Annotated in this window: 18 protein-coding genes; 9 read left to right on the top strand and 9 right to left on the bottom strand. The window is 69.6% G+C overall.

Annotated features, from left to right (window positions below):
• The first annotated feature begins 54 nt into the window (after positions 1 to 54).
• Positions 55 to 2,046, top strand: a complete 1,992-nt coding sequence (locus CCK91_RS15680) for an aldo/keto reductase (RefSeq protein WP_086474821.1) — start codon at positions 55 to 57, stop codon at positions 2,044 to 2,046.
• Between the two features lie 181 nt (positions 2,047 to 2,227).
• On the opposite strand, the gene CCK91_RS15675 is transcribed toward CCK91_RS15680, so the two are convergent.
• The 4 genes from CCK91_RS15675 to CCK91_RS15660 are packed head-to-tail and all read right to left on the bottom strand — an operon-like array spanning position 2,228 to position 7,084.
• On the bottom strand, positions 2,228 to 3,319 hold the full coding sequence (locus CCK91_RS15675) for an ABC transporter permease (protein ID WP_086474820.1): 1,092 nt from the start codon (positions 3,317 to 3,319) through the stop codon (positions 2,228 to 2,230).
• Positions 3,316 to 4,329: an ABC transporter permease gene (locus tag CCK91_RS15670; protein ID WP_086474819.1), complete on the bottom strand. Its 1,014-nt coding sequence runs from the start codon at positions 4,327 to 4,329 to the stop codon at positions 3,316 to 3,318. The genes CCK91_RS15675 and CCK91_RS15670 overlap by 4 nt, the downstream gene beginning before the upstream one ends.
• Positions 4,326 to 6,053 carry a sugar ABC transporter ATP-binding protein gene (locus CCK91_RS15665; RefSeq protein ID WP_086474818.1) on the bottom strand — a complete coding sequence of 576 codons (1,728 nt, stop codon included), beginning with the start codon at positions 6,051 to 6,053 and terminating at the stop codon, positions 4,326 to 4,328. Before CCK91_RS15665 ends, CCK91_RS15670 begins: the two co-directional genes overlap by 4 nt.
• On the bottom strand, positions 6,050 to 7,084 hold the full coding sequence (locus tag CCK91_RS15660; protein WP_086474817.1) for a sugar ABC transporter substrate-binding protein: 1,035 nt from the start codon (positions 7,082 to 7,084) through the stop codon (positions 6,050 to 6,052). Before CCK91_RS15660 ends, CCK91_RS15665 begins: the two co-directional genes overlap by 4 nt.
• A 281-nt stretch (positions 7,085 to 7,365) precedes the next feature.
• On the opposite strand from CCK91_RS15660, the gene CCK91_RS15655 reads away from it, so the two are divergent.
• The 3 genes from CCK91_RS15655 (at position 7,366) to CCK91_RS15645 (ending at position 9,839) form a co-directional block, all read left to right on the top strand.
• On the top strand, positions 7,366 to 8,037 hold the full coding sequence (locus CCK91_RS15655; protein WP_064295672.1) for a FadR/GntR family transcriptional regulator: 672 nt from the start codon (positions 7,366 to 7,368) through the stop codon (positions 8,035 to 8,037).
• A gap of 95 nt (positions 8,038 to 8,132) precedes the next feature.
• Complete coding sequence (locus CCK91_RS15650) at positions 8,133 to 9,200, top strand: hypothetical protein (RefSeq protein WP_086474816.1); 1,068 nt, start codon at positions 8,133 to 8,135, stop codon at positions 9,198 to 9,200.
• Positions 9,201 to 9,386: 186 nt separating this feature from the next.
• Positions 9,387 to 9,839, top strand: a complete 453-nt coding sequence (locus CCK91_RS15645; protein ID WP_086474815.1) for a hypothetical protein — start codon at positions 9,387 to 9,389, stop codon at positions 9,837 to 9,839.
• A gap of 79 nt (positions 9,840 to 9,918) precedes the next feature.
• Here the strand turns inward: CCK91_RS15645 and CCK91_RS15640 are convergent, their stop codons facing one another.
• Both CCK91_RS15640 and CCK91_RS15635 read right to left on the bottom strand, forming a co-directional pair.
• Entirely contained in the window at positions 9,919 to 11,073 is a 1,155-nt protein-coding gene (locus tag CCK91_RS15640; protein ID WP_207568247.1) for a sensor histidine kinase, read from the bottom strand.
• The gene (locus CCK91_RS15635) at positions 11,070 to 11,795 is read right to left on the bottom strand and encodes a response regulator transcription factor (RefSeq protein ID WP_086475099.1); all 726 of its coding nucleotides are present in this window, start codon (positions 11,793 to 11,795) and stop codon (positions 11,070 to 11,072) included. The genes CCK91_RS15640 and CCK91_RS15635 overlap by 4 nt, the downstream gene beginning before the upstream one ends.
• 197 nt (positions 11,796 to 11,992) lie before the next feature.
• Here CCK91_RS15635 and CCK91_RS15630 point away from each other — a divergent pair, with 197 nt between their 5' ends.
• The gene (locus CCK91_RS15630; RefSeq protein ID WP_086474814.1) at positions 11,993 to 12,667 is read left to right on the top strand and encodes a M15 family metallopeptidase; all 675 of its coding nucleotides are present in this window, start codon (positions 11,993 to 11,995) and stop codon (positions 12,665 to 12,667) included.
• 42 nt (positions 12,668 to 12,709) lie between these two features.
• Here CCK91_RS15630 and CCK91_RS15625 read toward each other — a convergent pair whose 3' ends face one another.
• Positions 12,710 to 13,405 (bottom strand): metalloregulator ArsR/SmtB family transcription factor, encoded by a 696-nt coding sequence (locus tag CCK91_RS15625; protein WP_086474813.1) that lies wholly within the window; start codon positions 13,403 to 13,405, stop codon positions 12,710 to 12,712.
• Positions 13,406 to 13,489: 84 nt separating this feature from the next.
• On the opposite strand from CCK91_RS15625, the gene CCK91_RS15620 reads away from it, so the two are divergent.
• From CCK91_RS15620 to CCK91_RS15605, 4 genes are read left to right on the top strand one after another with little or no spacing between them, the layout of a single operon-like run.
• Entirely contained in the window at positions 13,490 to 13,750 is a 261-nt protein-coding gene (locus CCK91_RS15620; RefSeq protein WP_064295666.1) for a DUF6458 family protein, read from the top strand.
• Positions 13,751 to 13,773: 23 nt separating this feature from the next.
• Complete coding sequence (locus CCK91_RS15615) at positions 13,774 to 15,009, top strand: serine/threonine-protein kinase (protein WP_086474812.1); 1,236 nt, start codon at positions 13,774 to 13,776, stop codon at positions 15,007 to 15,009.
• Positions 15,006 to 15,476: a hypothetical protein gene (locus CCK91_RS15610; protein ID WP_086474811.1), complete on the top strand. Its 471-nt coding sequence runs from the start codon at positions 15,006 to 15,008 to the stop codon at positions 15,474 to 15,476. Before CCK91_RS15615 ends, CCK91_RS15610 begins: the two co-directional genes overlap by 4 nt.
• Positions 15,473 to 16,036, top strand: a complete 564-nt coding sequence (locus CCK91_RS15605; RefSeq protein ID WP_086474810.1) for an SRPBCC family protein — start codon at positions 15,473 to 15,475, stop codon at positions 16,034 to 16,036. Before CCK91_RS15610 ends, CCK91_RS15605 begins: the two co-directional genes overlap by 4 nt.
• A 23-nt stretch (positions 16,037 to 16,059) precedes the next feature.
• On the opposite strand, the gene CCK91_RS15600 is transcribed toward CCK91_RS15605, so the two are convergent.
• Both CCK91_RS15600 and CCK91_RS15595 read right to left on the bottom strand, forming a co-directional pair.
• A complete protein-coding gene (locus tag CCK91_RS15600) occupies positions 16,060 to 16,854 on the bottom strand; it encodes an SDR family NAD(P)-dependent oxidoreductase (RefSeq protein WP_086474809.1) in 795 nt (264 codons plus the stop codon).
• A 153-nt stretch (positions 16,855 to 17,007) separates the two neighbouring features.
• Positions 17,008 to 18,675: an MDR family MFS transporter gene (locus tag CCK91_RS15595; protein WP_086475098.1), complete on the bottom strand. Its 1,668-nt coding sequence runs from the start codon at positions 18,673 to 18,675 to the stop codon at positions 17,008 to 17,010.
• Between the last annotated feature and the right edge of the window lie 9 nt (positions 18,676 to 18,684).

Below are 18,684 nucleotides of genomic sequence, written 5' to 3'. Positions count from 1 at the left end.
TGACGTTCGCCACCGACCACTGCACCGCCGATCAACGTTGAGGAGCACCACCATATGGAACACGTCGCCTGGGGGATCATCGGACCCGGAACGATCGCCGAACGGTTCGCGACCGAGCTGCACGCGAGTCGCACCGGTCGACTCGCCGCCGTCGCCAGTCGTGACGCGTCGCGTGCCGCGGAGTTCGGCGAGCGCTTCGGCGACGGCACGGCTCCCGTCCGCGGGTACGGCTCGGTCGCCGAGTTGCTGGCCGACCCCGGCGTCGACGCGGTCTACATCGCGACCCCGCACACGGAGCACGTCCGGCTGGTCATCGAAGCGGCCGAAGCCGGCAAGCACATCGTCAGCGAGAAGCCGCTCTCGGTGAACCGCGCGGGTGCGATGCTCGCGATCGAGGCAGCCCGTCGTGCCGGCGTGTACCTCGCCGAGGCGTTCATGTACCGGTTCCACCCGCAGACCGCCAAGCTCGTCGAGCTCGTGTCGTCCGGCGCGATCGGCGACGTCCAGCACATCGAGGCGTCGTTCGCGTTCGCCGCGAACCTGCCGGCCGAGCACCGGCTCATGAACCCGGAGCTGGCGGGCGGCGGCATCCTCGACGTCGGCGGCTACCCCGTCTCCATCTCGCGCCTCGTCGCCGGCGCCGCCGTGGGTGCGCCGTTCGCCGACCCGACCGAGGTCACCGGGAACGGCGCCATCGGTTCCACCGGTGTCGACGAGTGGGCCAGCGCGTCGCTCGTCTTCCCGTCGGGCATCACGGCGCACGTCACGAGCGGCGTGCGCGTGCAGGACGACAACCGCGTCGTCGTCACGGGCTCGACGGGCCAGATCATCGTGTCCGACCCGTGGCTGCCGTCGGTCGAGGACGGCTCGACGATCGAGGTCCGTACCATCTCGGGCACGGAGTCGATCCACATCCCAGGCGCACCGCAGTACGCGTTCCAGGCCGACGCGGTCGCTGCGTTCGCCGACGCCGGTCAGGCACCCCAGATGCGCTGGGCGGACTCGCTCGGCAACGCGGCGACCCTCGACCGCTGGCGCGAGGCGGTCGGCCTCGAGTACCCGTTCGAGTCGATCGACACCGACATCCCGACCGGTTCCGGCCGGCCGCTCGCCGTCCGCGCCGAGCTCCCGATGCCGACCGGTCGCATCGCGGGCATCGACCACGACATCTCGCGGCTCGTGATGGGTGTCGACAACCAGCAGACCCTCTCGCATGCGTCGGCGATGTTCGACGACTTCTTCGAGCGCGGCGGCAACGCCTTCGACACGGCCTGGCTGTACGGCGACGGCCTGCAGGAGCAGCTGCTCGGACGCTGGCTCGCCAACCGTGGCCTCCGCGACGACGTCGTGGTGATCGGCAAGGGTGCGCACACGCCGTTCTGCGACCCGGAGTCGATCTCGCGTCAGCTGTTCGAGAGCCTGGAGCGGCTCGGCACCGACCACCTCGACCTGTACCTGATGCACCGCGACAACGTCGAGGTGCCGGTGGGCGAGTTCGTCGACGTGCTGAACGAGCACGCCGAGGCCGGTCGTATCCGTGCGTTCGGTGGCTCCAACTGGTCGATCGAGCGGTTCGAGGAGGCGAACGCCTATGCGGCGGCCAACGGGAAGCGGGGGTTCGCGGCGCTGAGCAACCACTTCGGTCTCGCCCGCGCACTCGACGTGCCGTGGGCCGGGTGCGTGGAGGTGACGGATCCGACGAGCCGGGCGTGGCTCGAGGAGACGAAGACGCCGCTGCTGCCGTGGTCGTCGCAGGCACGTGGGTTCTTCACCGGGCGTGCCGAACCCGAGGACCTGTCGGACCCGGATCTCGTGCGCTGCTACTACAGCGACGACAACTTCGAGCGGTTGGCCCGCGCCCGTCAGCTGGGCACCGAGCTGGGTGTCGCGCCGACCGCGATCGCCCTGGCCTATGTGCTGGCGCAGGACTTCCCGACCTTCGCCCTCATCGGCCCGCGGTCCATCGAGGAGACGCGTTCGTCGACCGACGCCCTGTCGCTGAAGCTGACCCCGGAGCAGGTCGCCTGGCTCGACCTCCGGGTCTGATCCGTCCCTTCGGGTGATGCCAGCGCGGTGCGCTGACGTCACCGCGGGGCATGGGCGTGAGCGCGGGTCTCCAGAGACCCGCGCTCACGCGTGTGGGTCGCGCCCACGCCGAGTCGCTCCTCCTCGCGTCAGCGCACCGCGCTGGCGCAACCCCACCACCACAGCGGGACTCGGACGGGCGTCAGGTGAGGGGTTTGCGGGCGCGGTCGCGCGCCAGGAGGACACCGAGGAGCAGGATCAGGATGAGGACGACACCGCGGGCGAGACCCTGCCAGTAGAAGGACAGCCCGATGAGGTTCATCCCGTTCGTCAGCAGCGCGAAGATGAGCACGCCGACGAGCGTCCCGAAGAGGTTCGGCCGCCCCGTCCGACTCAGCGTCGTCCCGATGAACACCGCACCGATGGAGTCGAGCACGTAGAGCTGACCGCTGTTCGCGACGAAGCCCTGGCTGCGCGAGGCCAGGATCAGCCCGGCGATGGCCGCGATCCCGGCGGCGAAGATGAACGCCGTCGCCATCGACGTCCCCGCCAGCCGCCCGGAGATCCGGGTCGCCGTCGGCTGCTCCCCCGCGGCCGTCAGTACCCGACCCCAGCGACTCCGTTCGAGCGCAGCCCAGACGATGATCAGCACGAGCACGGCGACGACGATCGGCGCGGCGACACCGAGCACGGTTCCGGCACCCAGCCACGCGAACTCGTCCGGCACACTGCTCCGCGACAGGTAGATGGGTGACCCGCCGTCGGTCGCGACCTGCTGCACGCCACCACCGATGAACCAGACGCTCAGCGTCGCCAGGAACGGCCGGATGCGCAGCACCACGATGAGGAACGCGTTCACGGCCCCGACGAGCAGGCCGACCACCAGACCGCCGACGATCGCGACCCAAGCCACGTAGTCGTCGGCCAGGAGTGCCGACGCGGTGAGCGCCGCGAGGTCGATGGCGACACCGATCGAGAGATCGATGCCACCGGCGCGGACGACGACCGTCATCGCGACGGCCGCGAGCAGGAGCAGCGCGTTCTGGTTGAGCACCCCGAGCAGGTTGTCGGCGGTCAGGAACGACGGCGACAGCACCGCGAACACGATGAGCAGCACGGCCAGCACGGCGGGGGCGAGCGCCTGCGGGACCGCGGCGCCGAGGCCACGGACCGTCAGGCTCGAGAGCGGGCCGCCGGGACGCTTGTCGCCGCCGCCTCCCGGTCCAGCCGATCCGGCGTTCGGGACGGAGGCTCCGGTGGTGGCGGAGGACTGCGTGCGCGTGTCGACACTCATCGCTTGACGCTCCGTTCGCGGATCGCGGCGACCGCGAGGACCAGCAGGATCAGCACACCCTTGGTGATGCCGATCCACTGGCTCGGGACGCCGAGCTGACTGAAGCCGTTGGTGAGGATCGCGACGAACACGGCACTGAACAGCGTCCCCGAGATCGTGACGACGAGCCGACGGGAGAACGCGATGGACAGGAACGTCGCGAGGAGGATGTCGATGAGCGACTGCTCGCCGATGCCGGGAAGCGCCGCGGACAGTCGACTGGTCATGAGGACGCCCGCGATCCCCGCGAGGACCGCCGCGAGGACGTAGCTGACGACGATGTGGCGGTTGACGTCGATCCCGGCCACCCGGGCGGCCGTCGGGTTCTGCCCGACCGCGGCGTTCTTCACGCCCCAGCTGGTGCACCCGGTGGCGAAGGCGACGACCGCGAAGACGAGGAGCAGCACGACGACCGCGGCAGGCACACCGACGACGTGTCCGCTCCGCAACCAGACCAGCCCGGCGTCGGAGACCGGCACCTTGACGTTGTTCGTGATGACGATCGTGAGGCTCGTGACGATGCTCATCATCGCGAGGGTGACGAGGAGCGGGCGGATCCCGGCGACGACGACGAGCCCGTTCACGAGCCCGATGACCGCCGTGGCTCCGAGCCCGATGAGCAGCGCGAGCGGCAGACCGAGCTCGGCCTGCAGGAGTACCGCGACGAGGGCGCCGGAGAAGCCGAGGACGGCGCCGATCGAGAGGTCGATGCCGCCGCGGACGACGTCCTCACCGCCCGTGACGACGACGATGGACAGGCCGAAGGCCGCGATCGCGTAGACCGCCGACTGGGTGAGGATCGTCGCGAGGTTGGCCGGGTCGAGGAAGCCGGGCGAGGCGACCGCGAAGACGACGACCTCGATGACGACGATCGCGTAGCCGATGAGTCCCAACCGGGAGACCGGGCGACGCTTCGTCGTGGACTCCGCCGCGGCCGAGGGCGCGGCGGGTGGAGCGGAGAGGGCGGTCATGCGGAGGCTCCTCTGGTGGGTGGCGTGGCGCCTCCGGCGGATCCCGCGGGGCCGGGCCGGTCGGGATCAGCCTGCGTCGACGACGTGGGCCCTTCGACAAGCTCAGGGACCGAAGGGGCCGGCGGGACAGAGGGGGCCGGCGGCGTGGACGCGACCTCGGTGGCGCCCGTCGACCAGGCGAGGATCGTGTCGGCGGTCGCCTGCGATCGGGGCAGCTCCGTCCGGATCGTCCCGCGGTACAGCACGAGGACGCGGTCGGCGAGCCCGATCAGTTCCTCGAGGTCGACGCTCACGAGCAGGACGCCGGCGCCCTGCGCGACGAGCGCGTCGATCTCCGCGTAGATCTGTTGGCGCGACCCGATGTCGACGCCGGAGGTCGGCTGGTCGAGCACGAACACGGTCGACCCGGCCGCGAGCCACCGACCGAGCACGACCTTCTGCTGATTGCCGCCGGACAGGCTTCCGGCCACCGCGGTGTCGTTCGCGGGCCGGACGTCGAGTCTCGTGACGAGGTCGGCGGCGATCTCCCGCTCGCGTCGACCACGCAGAATGCCGCCGAGACCGGTGATGCGGTCGAGCGCGGCGAGCGTGAGGTTCTCGCGGACGGACTGACGGTTCAGGATGCCGTCGCGGTGGCGGTTGGCCGGGACGTACGCCCCACCGGCCCGGACGAAGGCCCGCGGCGAGCGGATCGTCGCCCGGCCGAGCCGCACGGTTCCGCCGTGCGCGCGCAAGCCGGTGACCGCGTCGGCCAGTTCCTCGAGGCCCGAGCCGACGAGACCCGTGACGCCCACGATCTCGCCCGGACGGACGGCGATCGAGATGCCGTGCAGCCGTTCCGCGACCGTCAGGCCGTCGATCGCGAGGACCGGTTCGGCGCTGGCCTCGGCGACGATGCGTTCGCGGTCGCCGAACTCCTCGACGCTCCGCCCCACCATGAGCTGGACGATGGCGTCGAGGGTCGCGTCGGGATCGGCGAGGTCGAGCGCGCCGACGCGTTCACCGTTGCGGAGCACGACGACGCGGGAAGCGATGTCGCGCACCTCCTGCAGGTAGTGGGAGATGTAGATGACGGCGACGCCCTGGCCCTGCAGGGTCCGGACGGTGCGGAACAGCCGCTCCACGTCGCCGGCGGCGAGCGGTGCGGTGGGTTCGTCGAGCACGAGGACCCGTGGGCGCGTGATCGTCGCGATCGCGAGCTGCAGGAGTTGCTGCTCGGCGACGCTCAGCTCGTCGACGAGGGTCTTCCCCGGTACGTCCAGCCCGACGAGGTCGAGCAGCTCGCGCTCGGCGCGCCGGTCGAGCTGCCGGCCGGTGAGGAACGCGGAGCGCGACCCGAGGAAGAGCTGCTCCGCGACCGTGAGTCGACCCGCCAGGTGGCGGTCCTGGTGGATGACGCGGACACCGAGGCGTTCGGCATCACCCGGGTTGCGGATGACGACCGGTTCGCCGTCGATCTCGATCGCGCCCTCGCTCGCCGTGTAGAGGCCGGTGAGGATCTTGATGAGCGTCGACTTGCCCGCGCCGTTCTCGCCGACGAGCGCGACGACCTCGCCGGGGTGCACCTCGAGGTCGACGTCGTCCAGCACCCGGACACCGCCGAAGTCCTTCGCGATGCCACGCATGCTCACGGCGGGAGCCGAGACTTCGGTCGTGGCCGCACCGGTCGGACCGCCCGGCGCGCGCTGGGCGGTCCGACCGTCGATCGAGGTGTCGTGCGTCATTCCAGGCCGAGTCGCTTGCGCTCGTCGGCGACGTTCGCCTTGTCGATGAACACGGCGTCGAGGTAGGTGCTCAGCGGCACCTCGTCCTGCTTGCCACCGAGGTACAGGGCGACGTTGTTCGCGCTCGTCGTCCCGAACAGGGTCGGCTGCTGCGCGACCGTGAACTGGTAGACCGAGTCGGGGTCCTGGATGAGGTCGAGCGCTCCGGGCTCCGCGTCGACGCCGTAGACCTTGATCTCATCGCGGCCCGCCGCGTCGATGGCCTGCGAGGCACCGATCGCCGGGAGGTCCCAGCATGACCACACGGCCGAGATCTCGCCCTTGGGGTAGCGGGTGAGCGCGTCGTTCGTCTTCTGCTTGGCGTCCTCGATGGTGCCCTCGTAGATGTCCTGCAGCTCGGGCTCGATGATCTCGATGTTCGGGTAGTTCTTCAGCACGAGCTTGAACTCGTCGTAACGGATCTGGCAGGGGGTGACGTCGTAGAAGCCGTTGAAGACGAGCACCTTGCCCTTCCCACCGATGTCCTCGGCGAGGGTCCGGGCGAGGGTGGAGCCGATCTGCCAGTTGTCGGAACCGATGTTGTTCACCGAGTTCTCGCTGGCGTGGTCGATCGTGAAGACCGGGATGCCGGCGTCCTTCGCCTGCTGCAACGCCGGGGCGAGCGTGGTCGCGTCCCCGAGGATGACGACGATCGCATCGACCTTCTGCGAGACGAGGTTCTCGACGTTGGCCAGGTGCTTGTCGTCCTGTGCGTCGGCCTGGGTGGCGACGACCTTGGCGCCCAGCTCCTCCAGGCGGTCCTGCACACCCTGGTAGGTGAGGCGGCCGAAGTCGCGGACGACGTCCTTGGCGGCGACGCCGACGGTCTTCCCCTTGAGCGAGGGGACGTCGACGTCGGAGGCGGCGGAGCTGGCAGCGGCGCCGCTCGTCGACTCGCTGGACGAGGACTGCTTGAGCGAACAACCGGTGGCCAGGCCGGCCACGACGGCCAGGGTGACAAGAGACAGCGCGAGGCGCGATCGACGACGCATGGGGACTCCAGATGACGGTGGGGTGCGGGACGGTGCGGGGGGGTGGTGGAGCGTGCCGATGTCCGCTGTCGGTGCGGACGGGGTGCACCGGGACGTCGGGTTGCAGCAACAGTAGGGAGTGATCGGACGGGCCGCGAGAGGGCGCTCAACCTGACGTAACACAAGGTGCCCGGTGTCGCCGGTGCGTGGAGCCTGGTCGGGGCGCGGCCCGCGGAAACGTCGGATGTATCATGGCGCGAGGCGGTGTTCCACGTGACCGTCTCGCTCGAGCAGGGGGTCGCATGGCAGTCACGGACGAAGCGATCGCGCGGATCCAGGCGATGATCGTCGCCGGCGATCTCACACCCGGCCAGCGCCTGCCTCCGGAGAAGGAGCTCAGCGAGACCCTGGGGCTCTCCCGCAGTTCTCTCCGCGAGGCGGTGAAGGCGCTGGAGCTCATCCGCGTGCTCGACGTCCGTCGCGGCGACGGCACCTACGTCACGACGCTGGAGCCGAGCCTGCTGCACGAGGCGATGTCGTTCGTCATCGACATGCACGCCGACGCCTCCCTCATCGAGATGTTCGAGGTGCGCCGCATCCTCGAACCCTCCGCGTCGGTGATGGCGATCCAGCACCTCGACGACGAGCGGATCGCCGAGCTGCGCAGCATGGTCGACGAGGTCGACGAGTCCACGACGGTCGAGGACCTCGTCGCGCACGACCTGCAGTTCCACGCCCGCGTGATCGAGCTGAGCGGCAACGCCTATCTCGCGAGCCTGCTCGCCGCGCTCGGCAGCAAGACGGTCCGGGCCCGTATCTGGCGCGGCCTCACCGAGGAGAAGGCCGTCGCTCGCACCCTGCAGGAGCACCACGCGATCGTCGACGCCCTCGAGAAGCGCGACACCGAGTTGACCCGCGCGCTGGTCACGGTCCATGTCTCCGGCGTCGAAAGCTGGCTCCGCCGCTCGATGTGATCCCCTCCCCCCTGCCCGCGAACTGTCACTTGCTGCTAGTCCGGACCGCTCCAACTAGCAGTTAGTGACAGTTCGCGGGCAGGTAGCGTGTGGGGATGGACGGCACGATCGACACCCGAGCGCTCATCGACCCCATCGACCGCGACGCCATGGCGAAGGCGCCCTCGTACCATCGCGCGCCGTCCGCCCGGCTGTTCATCGGCCTGATCGCGGGGATCGTCGTGGTCGCCGTCGGCGGGTTCGTCCTGTTGGGAACGCTGCCCACGCCCTCACGGGGTGGATCCGGCCCGACACCGCTGCTCGGGATCGGACTCCTCGCGGCCGCCGCCGTCGCGGTGGTTGCGGTCCTCTCCTGGCGGACGAGGCGCATCAAGCGCTTCCGCCTCTCCCAGTTCGCCGCGGCCAACGGGATGACCTACACCTCAGACCTCAGCTACCCGCCGTTCCCCGGCATGATCTTCGGGATCGGATCGTCGCGGCAGTCGACCGACGTGCTGCGGGGTGACCGTCCCCGCCCCGTGGAGTTCGGCAATTACCGGTACACGGTCCGTCACGGGAAGAGCTCGACGACGCACCGCTGGGGGTACGTCGCGGTGAAGCTCGACGTCCCGCTGCCGAACATCGTGCTCGATGCGATCGGCAACAACGGCTTCGGCTCGAACCTCCCGGCGGCGTTCCAGCGGGCCCAGCGGCTGTCCTTGGAAGGCGACTTCGACCGGCACTTCACGCTCTACTGTCCCGCCGGCTACGAACGCGACGCCCTGTACCTGTTCACGCCGGACATCATGGCGAGGTTCATCGACCACGCCGCTGAGCTCGACGTCGAGATCATCGACGACTGGATGTTCCTCTACACGAAACGGGAGGTGTCGACCCTCGACCCCGACACCTGGGCCTGGCTGTTCAGCGTCGTCGACGCGCTGATGACGAAGCTCGACCAGTGGGCTCGGTGGCGGGACGACCGCCTTCTGTCGCAGGTGACCGGAGCGGTGGATCACCAGCGCGCACCCGGCGCTCAGACCGCCTCACCCGCGGTCGGACTGCTCACCCCGCCGCCGGGTGTCGCTCCGTCCGGCCGCAGGTTGCGACGATCCGGGACGTGGATCCCCGTCGCCTTCGTCGTCGGGACGCTGATCGTCTGGATCGTCACACGCATGAACTGACCCCTCCCCTGCCCGCGAACTGTCACTTGCTGCCAGTCCGGGCCGCCCCAACTAGCCGTTGGTGACAGTTCGCGGGCAGGGGCGGGATGTTGGGAACGTCTGGTGATCGGGAGACGAGGACGGAACAGGCCGGTTGATGGGATGGCTGGGTGACCGACACCGGTCGCCCGTCAGAAAGGTCCACCCATGCGCCGACCCACAGCCCTCGGCTTCGCCGTCCCCGTCCTCGCCCTCATGCTGGGGCTCACCGCCTGCTCCGGATCCGCGGAAGCCCCGTCGAGCGGTGGATCGCCGTCGACCGCCGACTCCTACGCCGAGGCGTTCGACGACTACACCATCTCCCTCGCCGGCTGCCTGCGCGACCAGGGGTTCGACGTCGAGGACCCGGAACCCGGCACCGCGATCACCCTCGACGGCGACGAGGCGATGAACACGGCCTACGACGCCTGCGCCGACGAACTCGGCCCGCCGCCCGCGAACCCCGATCAGCCCAGCAAGGCGGAGCTCTCCGACGAGCTCCGGCTCCGCGCCCAGTGCCTGCGCGACCAGGGGTTCGACGTCCCGGACCCGGATGCGAACGGGGTGTGGGACCTGCCGGAGGACCTGTTCGATGAGGCCAGGGCCTGCGCCGTGCAGTGACCGCCGCACCGACCTGAGCGGCCGGCCGATCCGATGATCGGTCGGCCGTTCCGTCGTTCCGGGTTCCGTCGTTCCGCAGTCAGACTCCGGCCGGGTCGGCGTCGTGAGCCGGCAGCAGCACCGTCACTTCGAGTCCACCCGCCGGCAGCGGCGCCAGCCGCAGCGACCCGCCGTGCAGCTCGACGATGCGGGCACCCAGGGTGAGCCCGAGGCCGTTCCCCCGATCGCGACCGGCAGCCCGCGCCATCCGCGCGTCCCGCCGGTCGAACGGCTCCACGAACCGCGCCACCTCGGCCTCGTCGAGCAGCGGCCCCGAGTTGCTGACCACGACGACGGCGCGTCCCGGCGCATGCGGGTCGGGTCCGACCCACACCGAGACCCAACCGTCCGCACCGCGGTTGTATCGCACGGCGTTCGACAGCAGGTTGGTCAACAGCTGCTGGAGGAGCACGCGGTTGCCGCGCACGGATGAGCTCCGGAGGGTCGACGAGATCGTGATCCCGGCGTCGGCGGCCTCCGGCGAGATGAGCTGCGACGCGTCGCGAGCCACCGACGCGAGGTCGACGGGCGAGGTCACGAGCGGTCGGCGATCGAGCTGGTTCAGCTGCAGGAGCGCCTCGACGATCGCGATCCCCCGCTCGTTCGTCTCGTGCAGCCGCCGCAGCGCGCGGTCGACGTCGCGGCCCTCCGGGTCGGCCTGGGCGACTTCGATGAGCATCTTCATCGTCGCGAGCGGTGTCCGCAGTTCGTGCGAGGCGTTGGCCGCGAACCGCTTCTGCGTCAGGAACGACTGCTCGAGGCGTGCGAGCATGTCGTCGAAGCGGTCGGCGAGCTCACGGAACTCGTCGCGGCGACCAGTCATCGCGATGCGGTGGTCGAGCGAGCCCTCCGCCGCCGCGCGCACGGCCGCGTTGAGGTCCCGCAGCGGCCGCAGAACCCGTCCGGCGACGATCCAGCCGACGCCGGTGCCGATCACGGCCATCGCGATGAGTGCGAGCATCGAGTAGTTGATGAGCGAGTCGCGGATCTCGCCGCGGGAGATGGCGTAGATCTGTCGACTGTCGCCGGCGGGCGCGAGCGGATAGCTGGGGAACCGCCAGATGATGACGTTGATGACGATGAGCGCGATGAGTCCCGTCATGACGGTGAAGGCGGCATAGGTCGCGGTGAGTTTGACGCGAGCGGTCATCCACGTCGGCCGGGCGTTGTCACCGATGGCCGGAGCGGCGGTCATTCGCCCACCTCGTCGTCCTCGTCGTCGGCGTCCGCGCCGCTCGTCTCGGCGGGAGCCTCACCTGGCGGCAGGACCCGGTAGCCGACGGCCGGCACGGTGTGGATGATCCACGGCTCGCCGAGCACCTTCCGGAGCGTGGACATCGTCACCCGCACGGCGTTCGTGAACGGGTCGGCGTGCTCATCCCAGGCGCGCTCGAGCAGCTCTTCGGCACTCACGACGCCACCCTTGGCCGCGAGCAGGATCTCCAGCACCGCGAACTGCTTCTTCGCCAGGCGCACGTACCGGCCGTTGCGGTAGACCTCGCGGCGGAACGGGTCGAGCCGCACACCGGCGTATTCGAGGACGGGCGGGAGCGACGCCTTGGGTCGACGCGCCAGCGAGCGGAGCCGGAGGACGAGCTCACGCAGCTCGAACGGCTTGGTCAGGTAGTCGTCGGCGCCGATCTCGAAGCCGCTCTCCTTGTCGTCGAGGTCGGCGGCCGCGGTGAGCATGAGCACCCGGCAGGGCAGTTCCTGGGCGATGATCCAGCGACAGACGTCGTCGCCGTGCGTGCCAGGGAGGTCGCGGTCGAGCACCACGACGTCGTAGGCGTTGACGGCGAGCCGCTCGAGCGCGGTGTCGCCGTCGAACACGAGGTCGGCGGCGAGCCCCTCGTGCTGCAGGCCCTCGAGGATGCTCTCGGCGAGGTACTGCTCGTCCTCGGCGATCAGGACACGCATGGGACCTCCGGCGTTCGGGACGGATGACGCGTCGATGGCGTCGCTCCGGCGCCCGCGATGGGCGTCGTGTCGATCGTAGGCGGCACCGTGTTTCGGAACCGTCTGGTGATCGTCCGACGCCCGCGCAACCGCCGTCGAGCTGGACTGGAGGCCTGGTCGTCGCGTGCCGAACACCGACGACCGACCGAGGAGGAACCATGCACCACGACATCCAGCAGCAGCAGCACCGGCACCCGGGCCGACGGAGCACCGTCGCCCGGAGGGGCTCCAACCGAGCCGTCGTCATCCTCGCCGCCACGGCCGTCGCCCTCACCGCCGCGATCGCCCTGGTCGCGTGCACGGGCGTCGCGCCGACCATCACCCGCGGGATCACCGCGCTGGCCGAGCGCCCGTCCGCAGACGCGGGTGCCGGAACCACGACCACGACGGATGGCGCGTTCGGAACCGACGACGGCGTGTTGGAGGAGAACCGGTACTCGGCCTACGACACCGATCTCCCGGCCATCGCGAACCTCGATGCGGCCCTCCTGGAGGCCGTCCAGCAAGCGACCGACGCAGCGGCGCAGGACGACGTCGCGCTGTACGTGAGCTCCGGCTGGCGGAGCACGGCGTACCAGCAGCACCTGCTCGACGAGGCGATCCTCCAGTACGGCAGTGAGGCGGCCGCCCGGCAGTACGTCGCGACGCCGGACGGCTCCTCGCACACGCGCGGGGCGGCAGTCGACATCGGTGCGACGGACGCCGACTACTGGCTCATCGAGCACGGCGCCGACTACGGCCTCTGCCAGACCTACGCGAACGAGATCTGGCACTTCGAGTTGGCCACCGTCCCCGGCGGCGAGTGCCCGGAACTCCTGCCCGACGCCGGATGAGGTCGGTGCCGCGACCAGCTGCCACCGCCGGGCGTTCCGGTCCTACCCGGCGCCCGGTGCCAGCCGACTGACGAACTCGTCGACGCGCAGCCGGATGTCCCGGAACGCTTCGTCGAACGCCTCGTCGGTCGCAGGCGCGGCAGGGTCGGGGATCGACCAGTGCAGGTCGTCCAGCCCGCCGAGCTCCTCGTGCGCCCGGTTGCACACGGTGATGACGAAGTCGCCGTGCCGGAGGACCTCCGCCGTCGCGCGTGGAACGCTCGGGCTGATCCGGACGCCATGGCGTGCCGCCGCCCGAACGGCGCCCGGGTTGACCTCGCTCGCCGGCCGGCTGCCCGCGGATGCGACGGGGACGTCACTGCGGTCCTGCCAGAGTGCCTCCGCCATCTGCGACCGCGCCGAGTTCGCCGTGCAGACGAAGACGACCCGCGCCGGGGCGCTGATCGGTTCGGGCGCGAGGCGGTCGAACGCCCCCGGGACGAGCCGCACGTAGTTGCGGCGTCCATCGGACTCGGATCGTGAGCGCGAGAGGATCCCCGCTCGCTGGAGGACGCTGAGGTGATGGGAGACGAGGTTCGACCCGATCCCGAGGGCGAGCTGGATCTCGGTCGGTGAGAGGTCGCCGAGCGCGAGAAGGTCCACGATGCGCAGCCGCGCCGGCTCCGAGAGCGCGGCGAACTTGGACGCCCTTACCGCCAGCGACTCCACCGACACAACCCCCGTTGACTCAACCGTCATTGACTCAATAATAGGCTGAGTCGTCCGTGAACACCCCTTGAGCGATCCGCTCGAACTCACGGTCGTCGAGAAGAGGAGCTACTCATGGGTCTCGGAACCGGAATCGCCCTGATCGTCATCGGCGCCATCCTCGCCTTCGCCGTGAACGTCGACGTCCCCGCTGTGGACCTCACGCTCATCGGGTACATCCTCATGGCCGCCGGCGCAGTGGTGTTCCTCATCTCGCTCGTGCTCGTGCTCCGCCGTCGACAGGTCTCCTCGACCACGCGCTCCGCAGTGGACCCCGGTAGCGGCGAACGCGTCACCCGCCGCAGCACGACCGACAACGACGGCCCCGTCCTCTGACGACCGGACCGGCCGCACCACCCATGACCGAACCCGCTACCGCGCCGTCCCAGAGCGGCGAACTGCTGGACGGTCGGTATCGACTCGAGCGACCGATCGGTGCCGGCGGGATGGCGACCGTCCATCTGGCTACCGACGAGGTGCTCGGGCGCAAGGTGGCGGTGAAGCTGTTCCGCCCGGGAACGACCGATGCGACCGACGGCGCCAGGACCGCCTCGGAGACGCGTCTGCTCGCGTCCCTGAACCACCCGGCCCTCGTCACCCTCTTCGACGCCAGGGTCGTGGCGGGCGACGGTTCCTACCTCGTCATGGAGCACGTCGACGGCCCAACGCTGTCCCAGCGCATCGCTCGGTCGCCGCTTCCGTCGTCCGAGGTCGCCGCGATGGCCGTCGACCTCGCGGAGGCACTCCACACGGTGCACGCGGCGCGGGTCGTCCATCGCGACATCAAGCCGTCCAACGTGCTGCTGCGACCGACGATCCTGCCCCACCAGGAGTACCGCGCGAAGCTCGCCGACTTCGGCATCGCCTACCTCATCGACAGCACCCGGATGACCGCGCCCGGCTCGTTGATGGGCACGGTCGCCTACCTCAGTCCTGAACTCGTCCGTGGTGCGGATCCGGCCCCTCCGGCCGACGTGTACGCCCTCGGACTCGTACTCCTCGAAGCCCTGACCGGTCGTCGCGCCTACCCGCAGACCACCACGCACGAGTCGCTCATGGCACGCCTCAACGCGTCGCCGACGATCCCCGGCGAGCTCGGCTACCAGTGGAAGTCGGTGCTCACCTCGATGACCGCCGCCGATCCGGCGCAGCGCCCCACCGCCCTCGACGTCGCGACGACCGTCCGCGCGATGGACCCCGTGCTCGACCCGGCGGATGCGACCGTGGCGACCTCGGCACCTGCGATGACGACGACCGCCTACCCGTCACCGACGGCCGCGACCGAACCGCTCGGTTCGACGACACCGTTCGCGCCGATGACAGGCGCGCCCGCCGAGACCGGCCCGACCGCGGTGCTCGACGGCACTCGCCGCTCGGAGCGACGTCTCGACGGTGGTGCACGGCGACAGGCCGCAGCGCACCAGCCGCGGCGCCTTCGACGCTGGCTGATCCTCGCGGCCGTGCTGCTGGTGATCGCGGTCGCCGTCGTCTGGTTCATCGTGTCCCAGGCACAGCCGCCTGCCCCGACGCTGCCCACCCTGCCCGAACCGTTGTCGACGCATCTGGATGAACTCCTGCGGGAGGTGACGCCATGAGGAACTCCTGGAACCGAGGGCTCCGGCTGTTCGCAGCACCGTTGGTCGTCGTCGCCCTCCTGAGTGGCTGCGCCGGACCGGCTGCAGACCTCGACGCGAACACCGGCCGCGACCTGCAGAGTCGTGTGCTCGTGGCCGCGAACGCAGCCGCCGACGGCGACACTGCGGGTGCGCTCGCGGCTCTCGACGCGCTCGAGGCGCAGCTGGCCGCTGCTGAGGCGGCTGGGACCGTTTCGGCGACCCGAGCCGCGGACATCCGTGCGGCGATCGCGCTCGTCCGCGCCGACCTCTCCCCCGCGGTCGAGACCCCGGCACCGACCCCGGAACCCAGTTCGGTCGCGCCGGCCGAACCCGTTGCACCGGTCGAAGACGACGGAGGCGGGGACGATTCCGGGAACAACGGGAACAACGGGAACAAGGGCGACAACGGCAACAACGGCAAGGACAAGGACAAGAAGGACAAATGAAGCGACGAGGAAGCACGGACTCCGTGCCCGACGACGGATCGTTCGAGCCCGGGGACGAAGAGACGGCGAAGCGAACCCGCACGGCGGAGGACGGGGTCTCGACCGTGCAGCACAGCATCGTCGTCGACCTGCCCATCGCCGCCGTCTACAAGCAGTGGGTCGACTTCGAGTCGTACCCGGAGTTCCTCCCGGCGGTGCGCGAGGTGACGACGACCGGCGAGGTCTACAGCCGTTGGACTGTCGCGATCAGCAAGCTCTCGCGGCAGTTCCTCGTCGAGATCCTGGAGCAGCTCCCCGAGGAGCGTCTGGTCTGGCGCACCATCGAGGGCGACGTCTGGTTCAGTGGCGACGCCACCTTCGACGCGATCGACAAACAGCAGACCCGCGTGGACGTCACGGTGCACTGGAAGCCGGTGTCCGCGGTCGAACGGACCGCTGCGGCGCTCGGGCTCGCCGGACGGGCCGTCCGCGGAACGCTCGAGGCGTTCGAGACCTACATCGAGTCGACCGGCGGCCCCTCGGGTCACTCCCGCATCAAGGTCGTCTCCCCGAAAGGCTAGCCGTCGGCCCCACCCGAGATCGATCAGCTCATGAACGGTCGCAGGTCCGGGTACCCCGTGGTCTGCCAGGCGCCGTCGACGACGAGGTTGTCGCCCGAGATGTACGACGCGTCGTCGCTCGCGAGGAACAGGGCGGCTGCGGCGATCTCCTCCGGCGCAGCGGCACGACGAAGCGGGATGCGCTCGTCGTACGCGGCCTGCACACCGGGGATGTCGGTCAACGACTTCGTCAACGGCGTCGCGACGAGACCTGGCGACACGGCGTTCACGCGGATGCCGTGCTCACCGAGCTCGAGGGCCGCCTGCTTGGTCAACATGACCGCGCCGGCCTTCGACGCCGTGTAACCGACGCCGAAGTGCATGGGGACGAGCGAGTTGAGCGAAGCGATGTTGACGATCGACCCGGCCTTTCCCTCCGCGAGGAACTGACGGGCGGCGAGCCGTGTCCCATTGAAGGCGCTGTAGAGGTTCAGCCGGACGGTGAAGTCCCAGTCCTCGAAGGAGATGTCGGTGATCGTCCCGGCACGTGATCCACCGGCGACGTTGAAGAGCGTGTCGAGCGTGCCGAAGCGTTCGACGGTCTCGGCGACCAACGCGCAGAAGTCCGCCTCGTCGGTCACGTCGGTGCGCCGACCCCACACACGATCGCCGAAGGTCTCGGCGGCGCTCGCGATCAGCTCGGCGTTGATGTCCGCGACGACGACCGAGGCACCCTCGGCGACCAGCCGTTCGGTGATCTTCGCCCCGATGCCGGACACGCCCCCGGTGACGATCGCGACCTTGCCGGCGAACCGGCCCTGGATGGATTCATTCGACATGATGCGGCTCCATTCTGCTCGCCGGCTCTGGCGAGCACCTCCAGCATACGCATCTATAAGTCACATGTCAGATAGTTCCAACCGACCCGGCAGCATGACGACGCCGGCCCCGAGACGGTGTGTCCCAGGGCCGGCGTCGGGCAGCGGCGAGTCCTACCGCGGTGACTGCTCGCGATCAGCGTCCGCCAGCTCACTGTCGTCGGTCGACGAGGCCCGGTCGAACGAGGGCGCCCCGGCGGTCGAAGCAGGCATCTTGCCACGCGCTGCGGCCTCGAGCGACTCCGCCTCGTCCCCACCGACCGCCTCACCGCGGGCGACGAGCCCGGCGACGTCGGACAACGGGATCTGCTTGAGGAACAACGACAGCAGGAAGGCCGCACCGATGAACGGCAGCAGGTACCAGAACACCGGGGCCAGAGCGTCGGCGTAGGCGGTCACGACACCGTCGCGGATGCCTGGCGGAAGCTGGCTGAGCGTCTGCGGATCGATCGTCGCCGCCGCATTGGAGGCGTCACCTGCACTTGCACCCGAACTGGCGAACACGTCCTTCAGGTTGGCCGTGAGGCGCGTGGTGAAGATCGTGCCGAACACGGCGACGCCAAGTGACGCCCCGACCTCGCGGAAGTAGTTGTTCGTGCTGGTCGCGGTTCCGACCATCGACGCGTCCACCGAGTTCTGGGCGACGAGCACGACGACCTGCATGATCAGGCCGAGACCGGCGCCGAAGAAGAACAGGAAGACGCAGATCAGCCAGATCGGGGTGTCCGCCGTGAGCGTCGTGAACGCGACCATGGAGGCGGCGGTGACGAGCGTACCGATGACCGGGAACATCCGGTAGCGACCGGTCCTCGTGATCAGGTTCCCCGAGACGATCGAGGTACCGATGAGGCCGACCATCATCGGGATCATCAGGAGACCCGATGCGGCTGCCGAGGTACCGGACGACATCTGCAGGAAGGTCGGCACGAAGCCGATCGCCGAGAACATGCCGAGGCCGAGGGTGAGGCCGATCGCGGTCGCGTTGATGAACGTCGGGTTCTTGAAGAGCGACAGCGGGATGATCGGGTCCTTGGCCCGCGCCTCGGTGATGACGAAGAGCAGCGCGGCGAGCAGCATGCCGATGCCGAACATCCAGGTCTCGATCGCACCCCAACCGTGAGCGGCGTCGCCACCGAAGTCGGTGAAGAAGATGAGGCAGGTGGTGAACGCCGAGAGGAAGATCACGCCGAGGAGGTCGATCGGCGCGGTCGCCTTCTTGTTCGGCAGCTTCAGCGTGAAGAACGCGATCGCGAAGGCAGCGATGCCGACCGGGATGTTGATGTAGAACGCCCACTGCCAGGTGAGGTGGTCGACGAAGAAGCCACCGAGGAGCGGGCCACCGACGGCGGAGAGACCGAACACCGCGCCGAGCGGGCCGAGGTACTTGCCGCGCTCGGAGGCGGGCACGATGTCGGCGATGATCGCCTGCGACAGGATCATGAGGCCACCGCCACCGAGGCCCTGGACGGCGCGCCAGACGATGAGCTGCGTGAAGTCACCCGCGAACGCACAGCCGACGGAGGCGATCGTGAACAGGGCGATCGCGACGAGGAAGAGCCGACGACGACCGAGGACGTCACCGAACTTGCCGTAGACGGGCATGACGATCGTGGTCGCCAGGAGGTAGGCGGTGGTGAGCCAGACCTGGTGATCGACGCCGCCCAGCTGTCCGACGATCGTCGGCATGGCGGTCGAGACGATCGTCTGGTCGAGGCTGGAGAGCAGCATGCCCGCGATGAGGGCGGCGAAGATGATCCAGATGCGGCGCTTGGTGAGCAGCATCGGGCCCTC

Origin of the sequence: Plantibacter elymi (nom. nud.) (genome assembly GCF_900177795.1) — a bacterium.
Classification (GTDB): Bacteria; Actinomycetota; Actinomycetes; order Actinomycetales; family Microbacteriaceae; genus Plantibacter; species Plantibacter elymi.
This window is presented reverse-complemented; position numbering and strand designations above follow the sequence as displayed.